Below are 20,455 nucleotides of genomic sequence, written 5' to 3'. Positions count from 1 at the left end.
AAAACCTTTGAGAAGACCAGGAGAATAGTTAATTAAAATTAAAGTAATTTCTTTTTAACAGCTTTGGCTGTTCGAATAACTTCGTATATGTCATGCTTTTTGGAAGCTTGGATGTATCAATGATCATCAAGTGGTCTTCAATTTCGTTGACTGTCGTATCTGGTTGGTATACCATGCCACATTCTGAGCAGGAAACACCAGGTGTTTCAGTAATCTCGATTGCTCTGCTGCCATCAGGAAGCTCCCAATAGACAGTGGTTAATGTTTGTTGGGCATCTTCAGCTTGGCACCAATCGCATCTCATGTTTGCATACGCTCCTTTTTGATTAGTTTGCCGCTTCGGTTTCTTTGTTTTGTTGAGCTTGGAATTTCTTTTCCTTCAGTTCATCCCGTTTGCTTCGTTTGTCTTTTAAAGAAGCGTGGCCTTCGTCTGTTTCATAAGTTGCCCGGCGGTTGAATCTATCTAATGATTCTGGCACAAGATTAAAGCGCTCATCATTAAGTAGAGAGGTTACCCCGTAAGATTTATAATCTTGTTTGTATTCTGGATAGACCTCTTCAAAGTAGGCATCCGCTCTGCCTGGAATGTATTCCTTCGGCTCTGGATACGTCGTAATAACACCTTCAAAGTTACGAAGCACGACTTTGTCCGGGCTTTGCGAGATTATATAATTTGGCTGTACAGCGATTTTTCCGCCTCCGCCTGGTGCATCTACAACAAATGTTGGTACCGCATAGCCCGATGTGTGGCCGCGAAGACCCTCAATAATTTCAAGCCCTTTTGAAACAGGGGTACGGAAATGCCCGATCCCTTCTGAAAGGTCACACTGATAAATGTAATAAGGGCGAACACGGATCTTAACTAAATCGTGCATTAACTTTTTCATAATCGGTACGCTGTCATTGATGCCTGCGAGAATAACAGATTGGTTGCCTAGTGGCACGCCAGCATTAGCGAGCATTTCACAGGCACGCTTTGAGTCTTCTGTAATCTCAATCGAAGTATTAAAGTGCGTGTTCAACCAAACAGGATGATATTTCTTTAAGATGTTGCACAAGTCTTCTGTAATGCGCTGCGGAAAGACGACAGGGGCACGTGTGCCGATGCGAATAATTTCAACGTGTGGAATCGCTCGTAAGTTTTTCAATACGTATTCAAGAATTTTGTCATTAATAAGCAAACCGTCTCCACCAGAAATTAAGACATCACGAACTTGTGGTGTATTTCGAATATATTCAATTGCCCCATCAAGCTGCTTTTTTGGTACACCCATGCCGATTTGACCTGAAAAACGGCGGCGTGTACAGTAACGGCAGTACATTGAGCATTGGTTCGTTACTAAGAAAAGCACCCGGTCAGGGTAGCGGTGTGTCAAGCCTGGTACTGGTGAGTCTTCATCTTCATGAAGAGGGTCTTCAAGATCATACTTTGTTTTGTGGATTTCTTTATGGATTGGTACAGACTGCATACGAATTGGGCAGCGAGGGTCATCAGGGTCCATCAATGAAGCATAGTATGGTGTTATATTTAAAGGAATTGTTTTTGTAGAGATGCGTACGCCTTCCTCTTCTTCAGGCGTTAAGTTAATTACTTTCTTCAAATCATCCAACGTACGAATGGTGTTTGTTAATTGCCAAATCCAATCATTCCACTGTTCCTCAGTTACGTCCTTCCAAAGCTCAATATTTTTCCAATGACGTTTCGGCTGAAATAATGCTGTAGTCAATGAAAGCCCTCCTTTTATGATGGTACCTTTCTAATATGCAAAATGCGTGCCAACTTTAAAGAGGATAAAAAATAGAAAATAACGATAATTTTGATTATTTCGCCTATAAAATAGAAAAATGTAGAAAGGAGTTTAAGGAAGGGATGCCAAAAAGTTGGCACATGCCAAAATGTAGCATTGCTTTGATTTCTATCAATGGACAAAGTGGTGCTGGAAAGTTGGCACACTAGATGAATTTTCGGCATGTTGTTTGCCTATTTTAAAGCAAAACAGCTGCCTTTTAAGTTGGCAGCTGGTGATTGAGGTGATATTTTTTTAATTTATATTGCAGTGTTTGACGCGGGATATCGAGCAGCTTAGCAGCTTGTTTAATATTACCATTTGTTGCCTGTAGTGCATCACGAATTAACTGCTGTTCTGCTTTGTCTAACGTTTGACGAAGTGGCTGAATGTTTAATTGATGCGAGGCTTTCACTGGAGTCGTTTGCAAGTAGACAGGTAAATGTTCAAGTGAAAGGTACTCTTGTTCTGCCATATTCATCGCATATTCCACCGTATGTTCTAACTCACGTACATTTCCTGGCCAGTTGTGATGCTCGAAACAGGAAAACACATCCTGATGCACTTCTTGAACACTCTTTTCGAACTTATGATTGTACTTTCGAATAAAGTGGCGTGTGAGCAGGGGAATATCTTGAAGCCGTGAGCGAAGCGGCGGGATTTCCATAAGAAAAACATTGAGACGGTAATAAAGATCAGAACGAATCACATTCTCATCAACACAATCCGCCGGGTGTTTATTAAGGGCCGTAATAATCCGAACATCGACATTGTAGCTTTGAGTACCACCGACACGTCGAATGATTCCGTCTTCTAATACACGTAGTAATTTTGCTTGTAATTCAAGCGGCATTGAGTTGACTTCATCTAAGAACAATGTGCCGCCGTTCGCAAGCTCAAATAACCCAGGTCTGTCGACTGCACCAGTAAAACTGCCTTTCTTTGTACCGAAAAGAATACTTTCAAGCAATGTTGCTGGCAGTGCCGCACAGTTTTGTGCAATAAATGGTTGGTTCTTCCTGGGCGATGCATTGTGCATCGATTGGACAAATAATTCTTTCCCTGTTCCTGTTTCTCCATAAATCATTACAGGAGAAGAGGTACTGGCCGCTTTTTCAGCGTGACGTTTGACCCGCTGCAGTTGCTCGCATGAAGAAATAATATCGTCAAAGTGATAGCGTGCTGAGTAAACAGAAGAAGAGACGGCTTTTTTTCGTTCTACCTTTGATTGAAGGTCTAATAATTTTTGAGAAAGCTGTTTAACGGTTGAAAGGTCTTTGGCAATTTCCACTGCTCCGACAATTTTGCTGTTCACTTCAATTGGGAGGGTTGTATTAACTGTATCTACAATTTGCCCCCGAATGTTTTTGTATGTTTGCGGTTGTCGGTAGATTGGCTGGCCTGTATGAATGACTTGCAGCAGTGTACTTGTTTCCTTGTTCAAGGAAGGGAAAATATCGAGTACGTGTCTGCCGAGCACTTCATCAATTTGTACCCCATCATGCTTCGACGCCACATGGTTATAAAAGATTGTAATGCCCTCTGCGTTTACGGCATGAATCGCTTCATCAATGCTGCCTAATATTGCTTCTAACATCTGTTTTGTATCGAACGATTCCGCAAACATTCCATCACCCCTTATCGGTGTTGAACCCGCTTTTTTCTTCTATCTTATTCATAACATATTTTCGAATATTCTTACAGTTTTTCTTCTATAGAGTGTACGTTTAAGAGGGAGGAAGATTGTTTTGTACATTTGGATAGAAAATACCTCCGAAATTAATGCAATGGTTCATAGTACCAAGATATTTATAAAAATATACTAAAAATACAGAATGATTTTTTAAAACGGAGGGATTCGATTGATTATACAACAAGCAGGAAATAGTATTGAAGTCGATGTATTCAATGAACGAATTATTGGCTTTATTCTTGAAATATCAGAGGACACATTGGCAAGATTATCGCAATTACAAACAGAACACAAGCCATCAAAAGTGATTATTTTTACTCCAACAGAACAGGTTAGCTCTTTTATAAAAGAAGGCTTTCAATTAGAAGGAAGGATGGATGGTTTTTTTTATGGGAAAGACGCTTTCATTCTTACAAAATATCTCGGTCCTTCTCGGGCTGTTTCTCAATATGTACAACAAAACAATGATGTCATGAAAGTGGTAGACAGTGATACAAAAGTTATTGAGAAGAAGGCCATGAACTCGGCCTTTACAATTCATCAAGCAACCGCCTCTGATGCACCTGGGCTCGCCGCACTGTATAAAAAAGTATTTAAAGTTTACCCAACAAATGTGCATGACCCACAATATCTTATAGAAGAAATGGGTTCAAACTATCTTTTTGTCGTTATGAAAGACGGTGAACAGGTCATTTCAGCTGCATCGGCCTTTATTCGCCCCGAATACAAATGTGCCGAAATTACAGATTGTGCAACCGATCCTGATTATCGAGGCCAGAGCTTATTACCCCCTATTGTCATTAAGCTTGAAGAACTCCTTGCTGAAAAAGGGGTAGGGATGGCTTACTCCCTAACACGCGCCCAATCCTATGGTATGAACTTAACGGTCAAACGACTTGGCTATACGTATCAAGGATGTCTTGTTAATAATTGCATTATTTCTTCTGGATTTGAGGATATGAATATTTGGACGAAACTACTTAAATAAAAAATTAAATGTGATGTTCAACACTCTACTGGAAGCTTCTTGTAGGGTGTTTTTTTATATGTTAACTATAAAAAAACGCTAAACAATTAAAGAAATATTTTGAAAATTTAATAAATGTATGTTACCTTATTTTTATAGAGTGAAACATAACTTTCACCTAGTGAAAATAAAGTATTTGGAGTGAGCGGTTTGACAAAGACAAACAATATTCGTGTATTAGACAGAGCACTGGATGTTATTGAAGCTTTTTCCTTCAAAAATCCTGAATTAAGCTTAGCTGAAATTGCTGAACAAACGAATTTACCTTCAGCAACAGTTTATCGGGTCATTTTAACCTTGATTAATCGTGGTTATCTGGAGAAAGATTCTTCATCAGGTAAATACAAGTTAGGCATGGGATTTGTAAAGGTAGGAGGAACTGTAATCCAAACATTAGATCTTGTGAAAATAGCCACTCCACATTTGCAAAAGTTAGCTAAATTAACTGAGCTGAATGTCAATTTAAGTGTGTTATATAAGGGGGATGCTCTATGTCTTGTTAATATCGAGTCTTTTCATAAGTTTGGATACGAAATTAAAGTAGGAGAGAGACTTCCTATCTATGCTGGAGCTCTTTCTAAAAGCATTCTTGCCTTTTTGTCAGATGAAGAAATAAAATCCTATCTTTCATCGCCTTTGCAAGTCTTTACACCAAGAACAATTGCAAAGAGAGAACAGCTAATCGAAGAGTTAGATGAGATTAGAAAAAGAGGATATTCTCAATCATTTGGAGAGTTGACATTAGATGTTACAGCTTATGCTTGTCCTATTTTTAACTATGAAAACAAAGTAGTAGGAGGTGTATCCATATCAGGGCCTGATTACTTCTTTAACGAAGAAAGTAATTTATTGGGTGAATTAGAAAATACAGCTAGTACGATTTCTGAGGAATTAGGTTATTAAAAACTCTAATTAAAGAAAGGGGAAACGATGTGAAATATAATATTTGGAAGTCAACTCTTTTAGTTGTGTTGGCGATATTGTTTATTCTTGGAGGATGTAGCAGTCAAGAGACGGGTTCATCACAACAAGAAGAGCCTGCTAAAGAAAATCAAGGAAGTGGAGAACCGGTTAAAGGAGGCGACCTAACCGTAGGGATGGGAGCGGATTTAACAAAATTAGATCTCCATACATCAACAGTTTTATCCGACAGAATTCCTTTATTACATGTCCAAGAAATGCTGGTTACAATTGATGACAATATGAAAATAGTACCGATGTTAGCGAAAGATTGGGAAATGAGTGAAGATAAGAAAAAAATAACTTTTAATCTAAGGAATTCAGTGAAATTCCACAATGGTAAAGAGATGACCTCTGAAGACGTGAAGTACTCAATTGAACGCTTTATGGAAGTTTCACCCCGAAAAGGTGAATTTTCAATGGTTAAATCAATTGAAGCTCCTGATAAATCAACCGTCGTATTTAACCTTAAAAATCCTTCTGGTGTTTTTCTTGCATCTCTAGCGAATCCATTTAATCCAGCTGTAATAGTGCCAAAAGGTTTAGCAGAAGAACAGGGTGGAGAAATTACCGAACCTATTGGGACTGGACCATTTAAATTTGTAAGCTGGGACCAAGGTAAAGATCTAGTTCTTGCTCGGTATGATGATTACAAATCTCTAGAAGGTGATGCATCTGGATTTTCAGGGAAAAAAGAAGCTTACATTGATCAGGTCGTATTTAAGCCAATTTCTGAACCATCAGTCAGAGTAACCTCTTTGCAAACGGGTGAAATTGATGTAGCTCTAGATGTTCTTCCAAAAGATGTGAATAGGTTGAAGAGTATTGAAAATATTGTGGTTGATAATAAGCCTTCTATGAATTGGGGAATGCTGCAATTCGGAATGAACAAGCCGCCGTTTGACGATCCAAAAATGAGGAAAGCAGTAGCTTATGCAATTAGTAAAGAAGAAATAGTAAATGTGGCTACTAGACAATTAGGAGAAGTAGCTCATTCGCCGGTATTTCCAGAAACTGAATGGTATAACGACCAACATAAAAAAGATTATGAACAAAACCTTGAGAAGGCAAAGGAATTAGTTGAGGAATCTGGTTACAATGGTGAACCAATTGTAATTTCTACTAGTAAAGCTTACGACCATCATGAAAAGACTGCAATGGTTTTAAAAACTCAGCTAGAAAAAATTGGGTTAAAGGTTGAGGTTGAAGCTTTAGAGTGGGCTTCATTTATTTCAGACCGTTGGGTAACGGGTGACTACCATTTACTAAATGGTCATATTACCCCACGCCCAGATCCTAATCAAATCTATTATGCATACCTCCAAAGTAGCTCTAGCTATAACGGATACAAAAGTGAAAAGATGGATCAATTACTTGAAGAAGGATTGATGGAAACGGATGTAAATAAACGTAAAGAAATTTATGGGGAAGTTCAATCTTTATTAAGAGAAGATCTACCATTCATGTCACTCTATTACTATCCAATTGTTGAAGCTCATAGGGATGCAGTTAAAGGTTATGAGTCATGGAGTGCTGGTTATCCTAGATTTTGGAATGTATGGATAGAAGAATAAACCTTTACTCTTAGTTCGGAGGTGTGCCGTGCAAAGCGTCATTCTTCGGTTCGAGGTCATATGTCTTCTGCTTCAGAAGGTTAACTCTTTCTTCAACAGCGTTCATCTTATCCTTGTGGCTGATCAGTAGACGCTTTGCACTTATCTCCTTGGAGGTGAATCGATTGACAGGATATATTATTCGAAGATTATTAGCGTTAATACCTGTATTGTTAACGGTTTCAGTTGTCGTGTTTCTGATTATTCACTTTATACCAGGTGATCCGGCGGCTGCGATGCTTGGTTCCTCAGCTACTCCAGAGCAACTAGCACAAATGCGGGAACAACTTGGACTTAACAAGCCGCTAATTGCCCAGTTTTTTATGTGGATTTCAAATGTTGTACAAGGTGATCTTGGAAGTTCATTTGTATCGAATAAAGCAGTTACAACTTTAATTGCTGAACGTTTACCGGCGACATTAAATTTAGTTATCTATGCTATTTTCATTTCAATATTGATCGCCATTCCACTTGGGATTCTAGCCGCTGTAAAACACAATACGAAATGGGATTATTCAGCGATGATTATTTCCTTGATCGGTATTTCTATTCCTAACTTTTGGGCTGGGCTTTTACTAATAATGGTTTTTGCACTTCAGTTAGGGTGGTTTCCTTCTATTGGTTATGTGCCAATTACTGAAGGTCTATTAGGAAATATAAAACATTTATTATTACCTGCTTTTTCCTTAGGTTTTATTCAGGCGGGTATTATTACTCGAATGACTCGTTCAAGTATGCTCGAGGTGCTGGGACAAGATTTTATTAAGATGATTCGAGCAAAAGGTGCATCTGAATGGATTGTTATCGTAAATCATGCACTAAAAAATGCGATGGTTCCTGTTATAACAATTATTGGGATAAATTTCGGGTTATTACTTGGGGGAACAGTAGTAGTTGAATCTATTTTTAATATACCAGGAGTTGGTAAGTTAGTAGTCGATTCCGTATTCAATCGAGATTATCCTGTGATACAAGGCATCATCTTAGTTATAGCCACGATTTATGTAGTTATAACATTAATTATCGATCTGCTGTATACCTATTTTGATCCTAAAATTGACTATTCTAAGAGGTGAGTGTTATGGAAGTAGAAACTAACTCTCAAACTCCCATGAAGCTAAGACAATCGAAGCTTTCACGTTCCTTAAATTTGATTTCGAGTTTTTGGAAAGGGTTTTCTAAAAGAAAGATTGCTGTAATGGGTTTGATAATTATCTTTCTCGTATTGTGTATAGCTATTTTGGCTCCAGTCATTGCTCCATATGATCCTGTGAAAGATGTTGATTATTCCAAAATCAATGCCGCTCCAAGTAGTGAGCATTACTTTGGCACAGATGAGTATGGTCGAGATATTTTTAGTAGAGTTCTATATGGAGCGAGGGTGTCCATTACTCTTTCATTTTCAACAATATTAATTTCCTCAATCATTGGTGTTTTTTTAGGGCTTGTTTCGGGTTATTTTGGAGGCTTCATCGACAGTCTTATCATGAGGATTGTTGATGGATTAATGGCTTTCCCACCGATTTTATTTGCTCTTGCTTTAATGGCTGCATTAGGAAACAATCTTCAAAATATTGTTATTGCTTTAAGTATTGTCTATACGCCCCTGTTTGCTAGGTTAATTCGTGGATGTGTTTTATCTATAAAGGAAAAAGAATATGTCGACGCTATTCTTGTAATGGGTGGGTCCAATCTTCGACTTTTATTCAAACATATTCTTCCAAATTGTCTATCTCCGTTGTTAATACAAATGACCACATACTTTGCGTATGCCATTTTAGCAGAAGCAGCTCTTAGTTTTTTAGGGTTAGGAATTCCACAGCCTAACCCAAGCTGAGGAAATATCTTATATGATGGAAGACAATATATGATTGACGCTCCTTGGATAACTCTTGTACCAGGCTTAGCGATTATGGTAACAGTATTAGGATTCAATTTATTAGGGGATGGATTAAGAGATTATTTAGACCCTCGACAATAAATATAAAAAGGGAGAGGTAAGTTTATGACAAAATATTTATTTGGTGAAATGACATGGCCTGAGGTTAAAGAGGCTGTTAAAGATGAGAGAGTTGCAATTGTACCTGTAGCAATGATTGAAGAGCATGGTTATCATCTTCCTGTAGATACAGATGTTGTTTTAGCTAATGAGGTATGTATGCGTGCGGCAAAGAAAATTCCTGAACAAGTGGTAGTGGTCCCGACAATTAATCATGGTTATGCACCTCATCAGATGGATTTTCCAGGTGTAATTTCCATTAGCAGTAAAACATTTATTAACTATGTTGTAGATGTTTGTAATAGTTTAGCCCATCAAGGCTTTAAGAGAATCATCTTATTAAACGGACATGGCAGTAATGTTTCACTTTTGCATGTTGCCACAAGACAAGTTATGTTGGCCTATGAAGATGTCATGTGTGTTTCTCTCTCTCACTGGGATCTTCAGCCTGTTATAGATTTAGTAGAGAAAATAAGAGAATCAGAAAACCCTGGTGGAATTAACCATGCTGGTGAACTGGAAACATCGATGTATTTAGCTATAAACGAGGATTTAGTACAAATGGATAAAGCAGTGAGAGATCTGGATAAATATAAAATGTCAAAATATTTTTGGTTAGATTTAGTTGGAAAAGGTGAAGGTCGAATCGCTCATATGATGCCGTACTGGAGCATGATTTCTGAGACAGGTGTATTAGGGGATGCGAGACCTTCTACAAAAGAAAAAGGTGAGAAAATATTACAAGCAGCGGAAGATGGGTTTGTAGAATTTATTGAAATATTAAAAGCTCGTTCGCTTCACTCGAGAGAAAATCACCATGAATAGGAGGTGCTCTTAGTGGAAGAAATCTTAAAAGTAAGTAATTTAAAAATTAGCTTTCAAAATTCTGGAGAGAATATCGATATCATCCGTGATGTGAACTTTTCGATAAAGAAAGGAGAGATTCTAGGGCTTGTAGGTGAAAGTGGTTCAGGTAAAAGTGTTACCTCTATGGCTGTTATGGGTCTCCTGCCACCTAATGTTACTAAAATTAAATCTGGAAGTATCTTATTTAAAGAAAATGATTTGCTAAAGGCACCTAAAAAAGAGTTACGCAAAATACGTGGAAATGAGATCGCTATGATCTTTCAGGACCCTATGAGTACATTGGATCCTGCGTATAAGGTTGGTTATCAAATTGAAGAAATGCTTTTGTTTCACAAGAAGGAATCGAAAAAGGGAGCAAAAGAACGAGCTATTGAACTTCTTCAGCTAGTGGGGATCCCAAGTCCGGAACAAAGGTATAACGAATACCCCCATCAACTTTCTGGGGGGATGCGCCAAAGAGTTGTAATTGCGATTGCTTTAGCCTGTGATCCTGAATTAATTATTGCAGATGAACCAACAACAGCATTAGATGTAACTGTTCAAGCGGAGATATTAGATTTACTTCAAGAATTAAAAGAAAAAATTAACACATCCATTCTTCTTATCACTCATGATATGGGGGTTGTTGCTGAAATGTGTGATCGGGTTCTAGTTATGTATGCTGGTCAGATAGCGGAAGCAGCAACAGTGGAAGAAATTTTTGATAAACCTGCACATCCTTATACACTGGGACTTCTTCAATCAACACCTAAAATTTCTGAAACGAAGGAAAGGTTATATTCCATTGAAGGGCAAGTTCCTTCACCAAAACAAATGCCTAAGGGCTGTAAATTTGCGCCTCGATGTAAGTTTTCCACAGAAAAATGCCAGGAAACAGAGCCAAGCTTAGAGGAAGTTATGCACGAGCATCAGGTGAAGTGCTGGCATTACACAAAAGTATTAGCTGAAGGTGAGGTGACAACCATTGACCAATACACTTCTTGAAGTAGATAATTTGAAAAAGCATTTCCCTATAAAAAGTGGTTTTTTGAGAAAAGAAACAGGCAGTGTAAAAGCAGTTGATGGTATTACTTTTACCATTAATGAAGGTGAGACGTTAGGACTTGTGGGTGAAAGTGGCTGTGGTAAAAGCACAACTGGTAGGATGATAGTCGATTTGCTTAAACCTACTGGTGGCATGGTTAATTATAAAGGAAAGAAAATAAGCTCTGAAAAACAAAAATATTCTAAATCGATCAAAAAAGAAATTCAAATGATCTTCCAAGATCCTTTTTCTTCACTGAATCCGAGACATCGTGTTATTGATGCTGTCGAGGAGCCTCTTGCTATTCATAATATGTACACACGTAGTGAAAGGAAGGAAAAGGCGGAAGAGCTGCTGTTAAAAGTCGGACTTAGTAAAGAGCAGCTTTATCGATTTCCACATGAATTCAGTGGTGGTCAAAGACAACGTATAGGGATTGCTAGAGCCTTAGCATTAAACCCTAGTTTAATCATATGTGATGAACCTGTTTCAGCGTTAGATGTTTCGATCCAATCACAAATTTTAAATCTTCTAAAAGACCTTCAAACGGAACGCAAGCTCTCTTATTTATTTATTGCTCACGATCTTGGGGTAGTAAAGCATATTAGCGATCGAATTGCCGTTATGTATCTTGGTAGCATTGTGGAGCTTACTACAAAAGAAAGGTTATTCCAAAATCCTCTTCATCCTTATACAAAAGCTTTGCTTTCATCAATTCCTATTGAACATCCTAAGCAATCGAAAGAGCGGATTATTTTGAAAAAGGATTTTCCTAGCCCGAGTAATCCACCGAGTGGGTGCAAGTTTCACACACGTTGTCCATTAGCGACAGACATTTGTAAAGAAAAGGTTCCAACTTGGGAAGAGAAAGAAGCAGAGCATTATGTGGCATGTCATCATGTTGAGATTAGTCGTTAATGCTTGATATCTTTTTCAAAAATACCAAAAGCTCCAAAAGTTAAGCTAATACTTTTGGAGCTTTTTCGGTTGTTGCTTCATATATTGATCAAGTTTATAAGCAAGAACAGATAATTGAAGCTTAAGTTTTTCATCCGGAGAATGCAGATTTAAGCCCGTTTTTTTCTGAATCTGGTCAAGACGATATTTTAACGTGTGTCGATGGATGAACAATTCAGATGATGTTAATTGAATACTTTGATTATTTTTAAAATAAACTTCCAATGTATGAATGAAATCAAGGCTTGATCTCTGTTGGGAGATAAGAGGCTGAAGGGTATCTATATAAAATTCCTTAAGGTGTAAACCTTGCTCGTATTGGTGGATAAGAAAATGAAACGTTCCAAGCTCATTATAATGAACCACATCTTTTTCATTAAAAAGTAAAGGTGAATAATAAATAGCATTTTTCGCTTCTTGTGCACTTCTCCCTAACAGGTAAATATCATCATAGGTTCGTCCAATTCCGATAACGATTTCATCGTGCTTCTCCTGTATCCACCTTTCCCTCAGAGCATTAGCAATATGAATGCTTTGAGCATGTTCATTCATCCCTTTTGATGGTAGATTCTCAAACAGAATATACAGCTCATTTCTTTTAGCCCGAATCAAATGATTAATGTTTTTATCTGTGAGCAATTTTCTTGAAAATTGATATAAGGCATCAATATTTGAGAACAAAATATCTTCTAACTTTTTCTCCTTTTTAAATTGAACAAAGAGGACTGATTGCGATGTCGTTAGGTCATAGTCTAGCTTTTTTGCTTGTTCAATAACCGTTGATTTGTCTTTAAAATTCTTATTGAAAACTTCTTCTAGAAATTCCCCTTTAATCCCTAGGTGGGCAGCTTCAACAGCCGCTTCCTTAAGAAACTCCAAAGCATACACAGTAGCTGCATGCTCGATTGCTACATTATCAAATTCTGACCAATTGATTTGTTCTTTGACAGCAAGTATATATCCAAAGGTGGTTTCATTTGCAATGATTGGAACGCAAATCAAGATGTCAGATCCGATTGTTTTATGGAATAAAAGGGATGCTTGTTTATCAAATGAAAATCTTGCAACATCACAAACCCTTTTGTTATTGAAATAAACATATCTATCAGCATAATGCACATTATTTCGATTGTGCTCATATAAAGGTGAATATGTATCATCTAGTAGAAAGACAGAAGCATGAATTAATTGCCCTAAGGTTTCGATTATGGCTTTTTTTCCTTTGTTTTGTAACACCAATCGCGTTAATTTTTTATGAATATTAAGAGAAAAAGAGGTCAGTTCCATTTGTTTATTAAGAATTTGCTGTAATATCTCTTTTGTAATTGTAGAAAAGTTGATATCAGTTGGAATTTCAATTAAGGGAAGATTATGCTTATCAGCCAATTGGATAAAGCTTTCTGGAATTTTACTAATATAAAAACTTGTATAAATGGCAACGCCTGATAACTTTTCTATAGATAAAAGCTTATGAAATTCATTTTTGTAATCTTCCAGGCCATAGCCGGTTGTAATTAAAAATTCTCCTTCTTGTAGACGGTTAATGTCTTCAATTACCTCCACTACAGTGACCCATTTAATTGTATTATGTAAGCCGCCTGCCCCACCCGCTAGTTTTGTTTGACTCATCGTGGGAAGTTGCAGAGCCTCATGTACATTAATTCCCATAGATACCCCTTTCTATTAATAAGTCTTACGTGTAATTATACATGATGTACAATGAATTTACATTTGTTGTTTGTGTTTTTTGGATTATAATACAGAGTTTGAAATTAAAGTTTTTATCTACAAATAAGTCAAAAGTGAAGAACCCTTCAGTAAAAAGAAAGAGAGAGCGTTTCAAACCTACTCTCTCTATGCGGTAAATTTTCTCCTTTTGTATAAAAATCAGAATTTTTTTTATGCTTGATGGTCATACTAATCCCCTTTCCTTCCTTTTATAATATGCAATAACTAATATTAGAGGGGGAACAATATTTTGACTTCAGCTGTTATTAAAAATATAGGATTTCCGATTATGGATAAAGAACAAGAAGAAAAACGTGATTTTTTACCAGTATTTTTCAGAAAATTAAAACAATATAATTGTGATTGTTTTTTAGAAAAAGGATATGGAGAAAAGCTTGGTTATACAGAAGAAGACTATTTAGAACAAAACGATCGGATTGTTTTTGCAGAACGTGAAGAAGTATTTAAACAAGATTTAATAATTGTTATTCGCGTACCTGAGTTTGAATCGCTAGACTTGATTAAGCCTCATGCTGGATTATTATCAATGTTACATTATGAAACCCGGCCTTTACTCCTTAATAAGTTGAAGGAGCAAAAGATCCATAGCTTTTCATTAGATGGAATTGTTGATGATAAAAATCAAAGAATGATGGTTACATATGAAATGACAGCGTTAGGTGGTATTTATACTAGTTTCCCAGGAATTAAATAAATTAGTTGATAAAGGGTATTTTGATCAAAAAGCTATACATATTTCAATATTAGGTATGGGGAATTTAGGATTCCAGGCTGCACGCTATGCTTACCAACAGTACAATCAGTTAGGGTTTAAAGAAAAAGGTGTTGAAGGACTTCGTGTGGAGTTTTTAGAAAAAGAAATAACTCCACATGATAATCAAATTAAACAAGTATTAAAAGAAACTGATTTGTTAGTTGATGCAACAAAACGACCAGACAGTACTTTAACAATCATTCCAAATGAATGGATTGGTTATTTACCAGAAGAAGCAATTATCTTGGATTTAACTGCAGACCCATATGAAATTAGGGAAACGGGAACTCAAGTAAAATCTATTGAAGGACTAGCACATGGAAGTTTGGAAAAATATATATTTCATGTAGATGATAAAGATTGGAATGAAGGTATTCCAGAAATGATAGACACAACTCATAAACGTAAGACTGTAAGTTGTAATGCATGGCCTGGGGTAATGGCAAAAGAATGTATGGAGGTATATGGAGAAAAAATTTTCCCATTCGTTGAGTTATTAATCACTGAAGGTTATCAATTGAATCCAAATGCTAACGATAAGTATGAGCGGGCATTATATCGGGCAACAATTGATTATTTTGAAGGGAATCAAATTGAGTTGATAAGATAAAAAAAAGCCCTGAACTATTTCAGGGCTTCAGCTTGTAGAGAAACCCTGTGTTTTTCTACAAGCTTTTTTCATGACTTTTTAAAATAGGATGATTTTTACTCTATAGAAGTGAGGATTTGAAAGAAAAATACTCCCCTTCACCTATCCATTCTGTCTGGATAGGTGAAGGGCAATCTTTTTCATGTTCTGGCAGGCAGCTGTAAGTAATGCCTGCTCTTTTACATTTTCCAATCCCCTCAACCTGCAATAGCGAAGCCCATGCAGTTCTTTTGAATCTGCGAAGCTTCGCTCAACGGTTTCTCTTCTTTTTTGTGTAATCACTTTTCCTTCTTTGGATAAGCGATTTCGTCGGATTTGTTCTTTTCGGTCCTCCCACATGTGTCGGGTGAGAACCTTTTGATGATTTTTAGACCGTGTACAGCTTTCAAGTAATGAACACTCTTCACACTTTTTGGATCGGATTTGTATTCGCGGTACCCTTCTCTTGTAGTGGTGCGATAGGTTAACGTTTCTCCCTGTGGACATACATAAACATTTCGTTCTTCATCAAATTTAAATTTCCACTTTGGCATAAGTCCTTTCGTCGAACTGTACCGACGATGAGCAATGACTCCAAAAATGTTACGGTCAGTTAACCCCTTACAAATCGGCATTGTTAAGTAACCAGCGTCCAGTCCCACACCTTCTAAATCAAAGCCAAACTTTTCAACCTGTAGGTCTAACCGATTCAAATAAGGAACAGAATCGTGAAGGTTGCCTGGAGTGACATGAACATCGGTAATCACATTATATTTCAGGTCAGTCGTTCTATGATCTAAATAAAAGAACCCTTCTGGCTTATTCTCACGGTATAGGTAACCACTCTCAGGATCCGTCTTACTAACGCGGATCGTTTTTGTTTCTTTCACCTCCTCTTTCGGTTTAAGGGGCTTTTTTCCATTCTGGATCCGATCCTCTTCCACAGCTTTGTTAAGTTCATCAATATAATCCCGTGTTTCTTCTTCTACTTCTTCCCGTGTAAATTGGTGTCGGTTGGCATTTGCCTTCAAATGAGTCGAATCCGTAAACAGCACTCGACCACCGACCATACGATGACTCATCGCTTGATGAACGATTTCATCAAAAATGTCTTGAAAAACCGTTGTGCCTTTGAATCGTGTACGCCGATTCCAACTAATCGTTGAATGGTGAGGAACCTTATCATTTAGATGAAGCCCTAAAAACCATCGGTAAGCGACATTTGTCTGAATTTCACGTTCAAGCTGACGTTCGGAACGAATACCATAAAAATAGCCGATAAACATCATTTTGAAAAGAACGAGAGGATCGAGAGAGGGACGCCCATTATCTTCGCAATAATAAGGACGAACTTTTTCAAGGATAAAGGAGAAATCAATATATTTATCAATTTTTCGTAAGAGATGGTCTTCTGGGACTAGCTCTTCAATATGTACAAACTCCATTTCGTATTGTCGGTCTTTATTTGTATGAAACAACCTTATCACCGCCTGTATCTTCATTTACATCTATTATAACAAATTAACGCGGTAATAAGGTAAAAAAACAGGCTGTCGAGACTTTCTCGACAGCCTGAAGCCCTGAACTATTTCAGGGCTTTCTAGATTATTTATTCATTGTAGAGCATGTTATGGATAATTAAAGCGAGTTCTAATTCAATTCTGTCTTTAAAGTTGTGAATTTTTCGATCAGTTAATTTCTCAATTTTTTTTATACGATATTTTAATGTGTGGCGATGAATAAACAATTTTTCAGCAGCATTGTTCATCTTCATATCTTCAAGGTAGATGCGTAGTGTTTCAAGTAATTCTTCATTATTTAAGATGTCTTTAAGAATTTTGTGATGATACTCTTGAATTAGTTCTTTGTTTTGTAAGAGTGGTAACAATAGTTTATAAAGGCCAAGATCCTTATAATGAAGCAGTTTATTTTTCTTCCAAACTGATTCAATGATAAATAATGCTTCCTGTGCTTCTTTAAAGGAGAAACGATATTCATTGATATTGTTATAATATTTTCCAATTCCGATCGAAAGTGTTAAATCATACTTTTGTTTAATGTGTTCAGACAGCTTTGCTAATATTAATGAAATGTCTGAACGGTCTGGGTAATAATTAGTCATGAGTAATATAAACTGTCCATTTAAACATTTAAAAAGGGTTTCAATTGCATGGTCCTGAAGGTGTTTTAAAATGGTTTGTTGTAATTGACTTTCTAATTTATTTCGTTCCTTGTAATCAATGTTTTCATATGTATCAATTTTTATGATACCAACACAAGTATCATTTGCATCTAATTTATATCCAAGAGCTTCACTTTTTGAATGAATCGTAATTTCATCTGTATAGTTACCTGTTAATAAAAGCTCCAAAAAGTCAGATCTAAGTTGGTTATCCTTTGCTTCAAGTGTTGCAAGTTTGATAAATTCTAATGCTCCTATTGTAGATGAATGTTGAATAGCGATCTCTTCAAAGTTATTGAAAGGAACCTTTTTTATACCTACTATATAGCCGTAGATGTTACCCTTGGCCATAATAGGTGTAATAATTGCATGAAAATCGTTATCAAATGATAGCTTTGTTAGCTCAAACAAATCCTGTGATTCCTTCTTTTTATGCTCGCTTAATAAATTTTGACTAAAATCCTCAGGCAATGAAAAGCTAGCTTTTGATACACAAAGTTTATTTAGATTAATATCAAAAAACGTTAATTGCCCATTGATTAAATCCCTTACAGCTTTTGCAATGGGCTCTAAACCTTCGTTATTAATCGCTATATTCGTTAACTTTCTATATATTTGTTCAGAATAATGAATTTCTTCAAACTGTTTATTGATAATATTTTTGTGAATTCCTTTCGTGATCTCTGAGAAGGTAACATTTTTTGGGATTTCAATAATTGGAAAGCTATAGTCGTTTGCGGCTTCGATCATTTCTTCGGGAATTTTCTCTAGATAGTAACCAGTTTGAATGATAATTCCAGATAATTTTTGTGAAGCTAAATGGGGAATAAGGTTACTCTTTAAATTTGAACTAGAATGTAAATCAAAAGCAGTAGTCAGTAGCAATTCTCCTTCTTCAAGTTGTTCAATGTCGTCTAATAATTCTAATATGGTTACCCAACGAACAATCTTCTTTTGCCCTTTCCTTCCTGCTACATAATCTGCTTCTTTCAATAAGGGTAATTTCAACATGTCTTCAATCGTGATGGCCATCATATCACCTTTTTTTATTAAAATATTCAGAAAAAATTCTATCAATATTAAGAGTAATCTACAATTATCCATTTGTACAATGAAATGTTATGCATTTTATCCATTTTAATAAGGAATAGAGAATGGGATGGCTTATAAGATCACAATTAACTTATTAAAAAGAAGGTGTATCGAGTATGAACTATACCAATATAACAATAATTGGAGGAGGGAGTGGAGGATATGCAGCTGCTGGTGACTTAATGATAAAAGGCTACCAAGTTACGGTATTTGAGCACCCAGAGTATCATGAAAATATTTTCCCCCTTATTAAATCTAGAAATTTGAAGCTTACTGGGGAAATATCAGGGCTCATACCATCACCAAAGGTTGAGGTTAATATTAAGAAAGCTGTTTTATCAGCTGATGTAATTTTAATTATTACACATGCAAAACTTCACCAAGAGATTGCAGAGATGATTGCCTCGTATATCCGCTCTGAACAATGTATTGTTATATTGCCAGGATATACAGGCGGAACATTATGTTTTGAAAAGGTATTTAAAGAAAATAATGTACAACCAGGATACATACTTGCAGAAACAAACACTCTTCCTTATGCGTGTCGGAAAATTAATGGTGAAGCAGCAGTACATGTGAAATTATATGTCAAAAAGCTTTATGCCTCAGCATTTCCATCTACCCAAAATGACCGTTTTATCAAGTTGTTTAAACAATTATACCCGAATACTTGTTTAACAAACAATGTGCTTGAAACAGGGTTTAATAATGGTAATCCGGTCTTAAATGTAGCCCCTTGCATTTTTAACGCAGGACGAATTGAGTATGCAGATGGGGAGTACTACCATTTCCAAGAAGGTGTGACGCCGCGTGTGTCTGATGTAATGGCTATGCTAGATGAGGAAAGAATGGCGATTGGTCAAGCGATAGGGTTAGATATTTTGCCATATTTAGAACGAGTGATTGATACGGGGTATGTGAAACAAAATAATAATTGGTATGATACAATCCATAGTTCTGATCATCTTACAGCGAAGGGGCCGGAAAACCTTACACACCGTTATATTACAGAAGATGTACCATATGGGTTTGTCCCATGGATTGAAATTGCTGAAAAATTTAATGTGTCAGCAAATTTAATGCGTTCTTTTAGTAATTTAGCATCTGCACTTATCGGGGAAAACTATTTTAACTCAGGGAGAAAACTGACAGATATGGGGATTAATCATTTATCAGCTCAAGAAATTAAGCAATATGTAGAAAAAGGCTATTAAAATAATTATCCATTTGTATGAATTTAGTTCTATCATTTTAGAAAAATGGTGATAGTTTAATTTGTCTGAATTTTCTACACTTAAATCAATCTAAAATTTGGAGGGAAAAATATTGAAAAAATTATTAACGATTTTCTCAATGTTGCTATTATTGGTGTTAGCTGCTTGTGGAAGCGAAGAAACGAGTGCTCCGAGTGAGGCTCAAGGAGAGGACAGTACATTATTAGATGAGATTAAGGAACGCGGAAAGATTACTGTAGCAATGGGAGGCAAGTATCCACCTTTCAACTACATAAATGAAGAAAATGAGCTAGTAGGTTTTGATGTAGATATTGCTAAGGAAATTGCAAAAAGATTAGGTGTCGAAATGGAACCAGTTACAACGGATTGGGATGCAATTATTACAGGTTTGCTGACAGAAAAATACGATATTATTCTTGGAAGTATGTCTATCACGCCTGAAAGACAACAAAAAGCAGATTTTGTTCAATATTATACATCTGGAGCAGCAATTATTGTGCCAGAGGATTCATCAATTAAAGGAAAAGAAGATCTAAAAGGGAAAACGGTTGGCGTAGGCTTAGGAACAACTTACGAAGAAAAGGCTCGAGAAATTGGTTCAGAAGTAAAAACTTATAAATCAAGTGTGGAAGCGTTTACGGATATGATTAATGGGAGAATCGATGCCGTTATTTCAGATAAGTTGCTTTCAGCTTACGGTATTAAAAAGAAGAACTATCCATTTGAAATTGTAGGTGACCACTTATTTGTAGATGAATGTGGTGTTGCTCTTCGTAAAGAAAGTAATGAATTAGAAAAAGAGATTCAAAGCATTATTAAAGAAATGCAAGAAGATGGAACATACACTGAAATTAGTGAAAAATGGTTCGGAATGGACATTCGATAAAA

General features: G+C 36.4%; 18 protein-coding genes. 12 read left to right on the top strand and 6 right to left on the bottom strand.

Annotation, left to right across the window (positions count from 1 at the left end):
• Positions 1 to 28: 28 nt before the first annotated feature.
• The 3 genes from LC040_10215 to LC040_10205 all read right to left on the bottom strand — a co-directional run bounded on the left by LC040_10215 (position 29) and on the right by LC040_10205 (position 3,414).
• The gene (locus LC040_10215) at positions 29 to 304 is read right to left on the bottom strand and encodes a YokU family protein (protein ID WLR49686.1); all 276 of its coding nucleotides are present in this window, start codon (positions 302 to 304) and stop codon (positions 29 to 31) included.
• Positions 305 to 326: 22 nt separating this feature from the next.
• A complete protein-coding gene (ablA, locus tag LC040_10210; protein WLR49685.1) occupies positions 327 to 1,727 on the bottom strand; it encodes a lysine 2,3-aminomutase in 1,401 nt (466 codons plus the stop codon).
• A gap of 280 nt (positions 1,728 to 2,007) precedes the next feature.
• Entirely contained in the window at positions 2,008 to 3,414 is a 1,407-nt protein-coding gene (locus LC040_10205; protein WLR49684.1) for a sigma 54-interacting transcriptional regulator, read from the bottom strand.
• Between the two features lie 235 nt (positions 3,415 to 3,649).
• Here LC040_10205 and ablB point away from each other — a divergent pair, with 235 nt between their 5' ends.
• The 8 genes from ablB to LC040_10165 all read left to right on the top strand — a co-directional run bounded on the left by ablB (position 3,650) and on the right by LC040_10165 (position 11,888).
• On the top strand, positions 3,650 to 4,468 hold the full coding sequence (gene ablB / locus LC040_10200) for a putative beta-lysine N-acetyltransferase (protein ID WLR49683.1): 819 nt from the start codon (positions 3,650 to 3,652) through the stop codon (positions 4,466 to 4,468).
• A 189-nt stretch (positions 4,469 to 4,657) separates the two neighbouring features.
• On the top strand, positions 4,658 to 5,410 hold the full coding sequence (locus tag LC040_10195) for an IclR family transcriptional regulator (protein ID WLR49682.1): 753 nt from the start codon (positions 4,658 to 4,660) through the stop codon (positions 5,408 to 5,410).
• Between the two features lie 29 nt (positions 5,411 to 5,439).
• Complete coding sequence (locus LC040_10190) at positions 5,440 to 7,041, top strand: ABC transporter substrate-binding protein (GenBank protein WLR49681.1); 1,602 nt, start codon at positions 5,440 to 5,442, stop codon at positions 7,039 to 7,041.
• Between the two features lie 164 nt (positions 7,042 to 7,205).
• Entirely contained in the window at positions 7,206 to 8,156 is a 951-nt protein-coding gene (locus LC040_10185; protein ID WLR49680.1) for an ABC transporter permease, read from the top strand.
• Positions 8,157 to 8,161: 5 nt separating this feature from the next.
• Positions 8,162 to 8,917 carry an ABC transporter permease gene (locus LC040_10180; protein WLR49679.1) on the top strand — a complete coding sequence of 252 codons (756 nt, stop codon included), beginning with the start codon at positions 8,162 to 8,164 and terminating at the stop codon, positions 8,915 to 8,917.
• Between the two features lie 168 nt (positions 8,918 to 9,085).
• Complete coding sequence (locus tag LC040_10175; GenBank protein WLR49678.1) at positions 9,086 to 9,904, top strand: creatininase family protein; 819 nt, start codon at positions 9,086 to 9,088, stop codon at positions 9,902 to 9,904.
• 12 nt (positions 9,905 to 9,916) lie between these two features.
• Entirely contained in the window at positions 9,917 to 10,930 is a 1,014-nt protein-coding gene (locus LC040_10170; protein WLR49677.1) for an ABC transporter ATP-binding protein, read from the top strand.
• Positions 10,911 to 11,888 (top strand): dipeptide ABC transporter ATP-binding protein, encoded by a 978-nt coding sequence (locus LC040_10165; protein WLR49676.1) that lies wholly within the window; start codon positions 10,911 to 10,913, stop codon positions 11,886 to 11,888. Before LC040_10170 ends, LC040_10165 begins: the two co-directional genes overlap by 20 nt.
• Before the next feature lie 45 nt (positions 11,889 to 11,933).
• Here the strand turns inward: LC040_10165 and LC040_10160 are convergent, their stop codons facing one another.
• A complete protein-coding gene (locus LC040_10160) occupies positions 11,934 to 13,595 on the bottom strand; it encodes a PucR family transcriptional regulator ligand-binding domain-containing protein (protein WLR49675.1) in 1,662 nt (553 codons plus the stop codon).
• Positions 13,596 to 13,905: 310 nt separating this feature from the next.
• Here LC040_10160 and LC040_10155 point away from each other — a divergent pair, with 310 nt between their 5' ends.
• Positions 13,906 to 14,370 carry a hypothetical protein gene (locus LC040_10155; protein ID WLR49674.1) on the top strand — a complete coding sequence of 155 codons (465 nt, stop codon included), beginning with the start codon at positions 13,906 to 13,908 and terminating at the stop codon, positions 14,368 to 14,370.
• On the top strand, positions 14,336 to 15,040 hold the full coding sequence (locus LC040_10150) for a hypothetical protein (GenBank protein WLR49673.1): 705 nt from the start codon (positions 14,336 to 14,338) through the stop codon (positions 15,038 to 15,040). Before LC040_10155 ends, LC040_10150 begins: the two co-directional genes overlap by 35 nt.
• Before the next feature lie 141 nt (positions 15,041 to 15,181).
• Here the strand turns inward: LC040_10150 and LC040_10145 are convergent.
• Both LC040_10145 and LC040_10140 read right to left on the bottom strand, forming a co-directional pair.
• Positions 15,182 to 16,503 (bottom strand): IS1182 family transposase gene (locus LC040_10145; protein WLR53256.1). Its coding sequence is split into 2 segments (ribosomal slippage): positions 15,182 to 15,489 and positions 15,489 to 16,503, totalling 1,323 coding nucleotides; the frame shifts between segments, so codons are not numbered across the junction.
• 164 nt (positions 16,504 to 16,667) lie between these two features.
• On the bottom strand, positions 16,668 to 18,275 hold the full coding sequence (locus LC040_10140) for a PucR family transcriptional regulator ligand-binding domain-containing protein (protein WLR49672.1): 1,608 nt from the start codon (positions 18,273 to 18,275) through the stop codon (positions 16,668 to 16,670).
• 173 nt (positions 18,276 to 18,448) lie between these two features.
• On the opposite strand from LC040_10140, the gene LC040_10135 reads away from it, so the two are divergent.
• Together LC040_10135 and LC040_10130 are read left to right on the top strand one after the other, a co-directional pair.
• Positions 18,449 to 19,546 carry an NAD/NADP octopine/nopaline dehydrogenase family protein gene (locus tag LC040_10135; GenBank protein ID WLR49671.1) on the top strand — a complete coding sequence of 366 codons (1,098 nt, stop codon included), beginning with the start codon at positions 18,449 to 18,451 and terminating at the stop codon, positions 19,544 to 19,546.
• Positions 19,547 to 19,658: 112 nt separating this feature from the next.
• On the top strand, positions 19,659 to 20,453 hold the full coding sequence (locus LC040_10130) for an ABC transporter substrate-binding protein (GenBank protein WLR49670.1): 795 nt from the start codon (positions 19,659 to 19,661) through the stop codon (positions 20,451 to 20,453).
• Positions 20,454 to 20,455 lie beyond the last annotated feature (2 nt).

It is taken from the genome of Bacillus tianshenii (assembly GCA_020524525.2).
Taxonomy (GTDB): domain Bacteria; phylum Bacillota; class Bacilli; order Bacillales; family Bacillaceae_N; genus Bacillus_AV.
The sequence above is the reverse complement of the archived record's forward strand: the minus strand, read 5'-3'. Positions and strand labels throughout refer to the sequence as shown.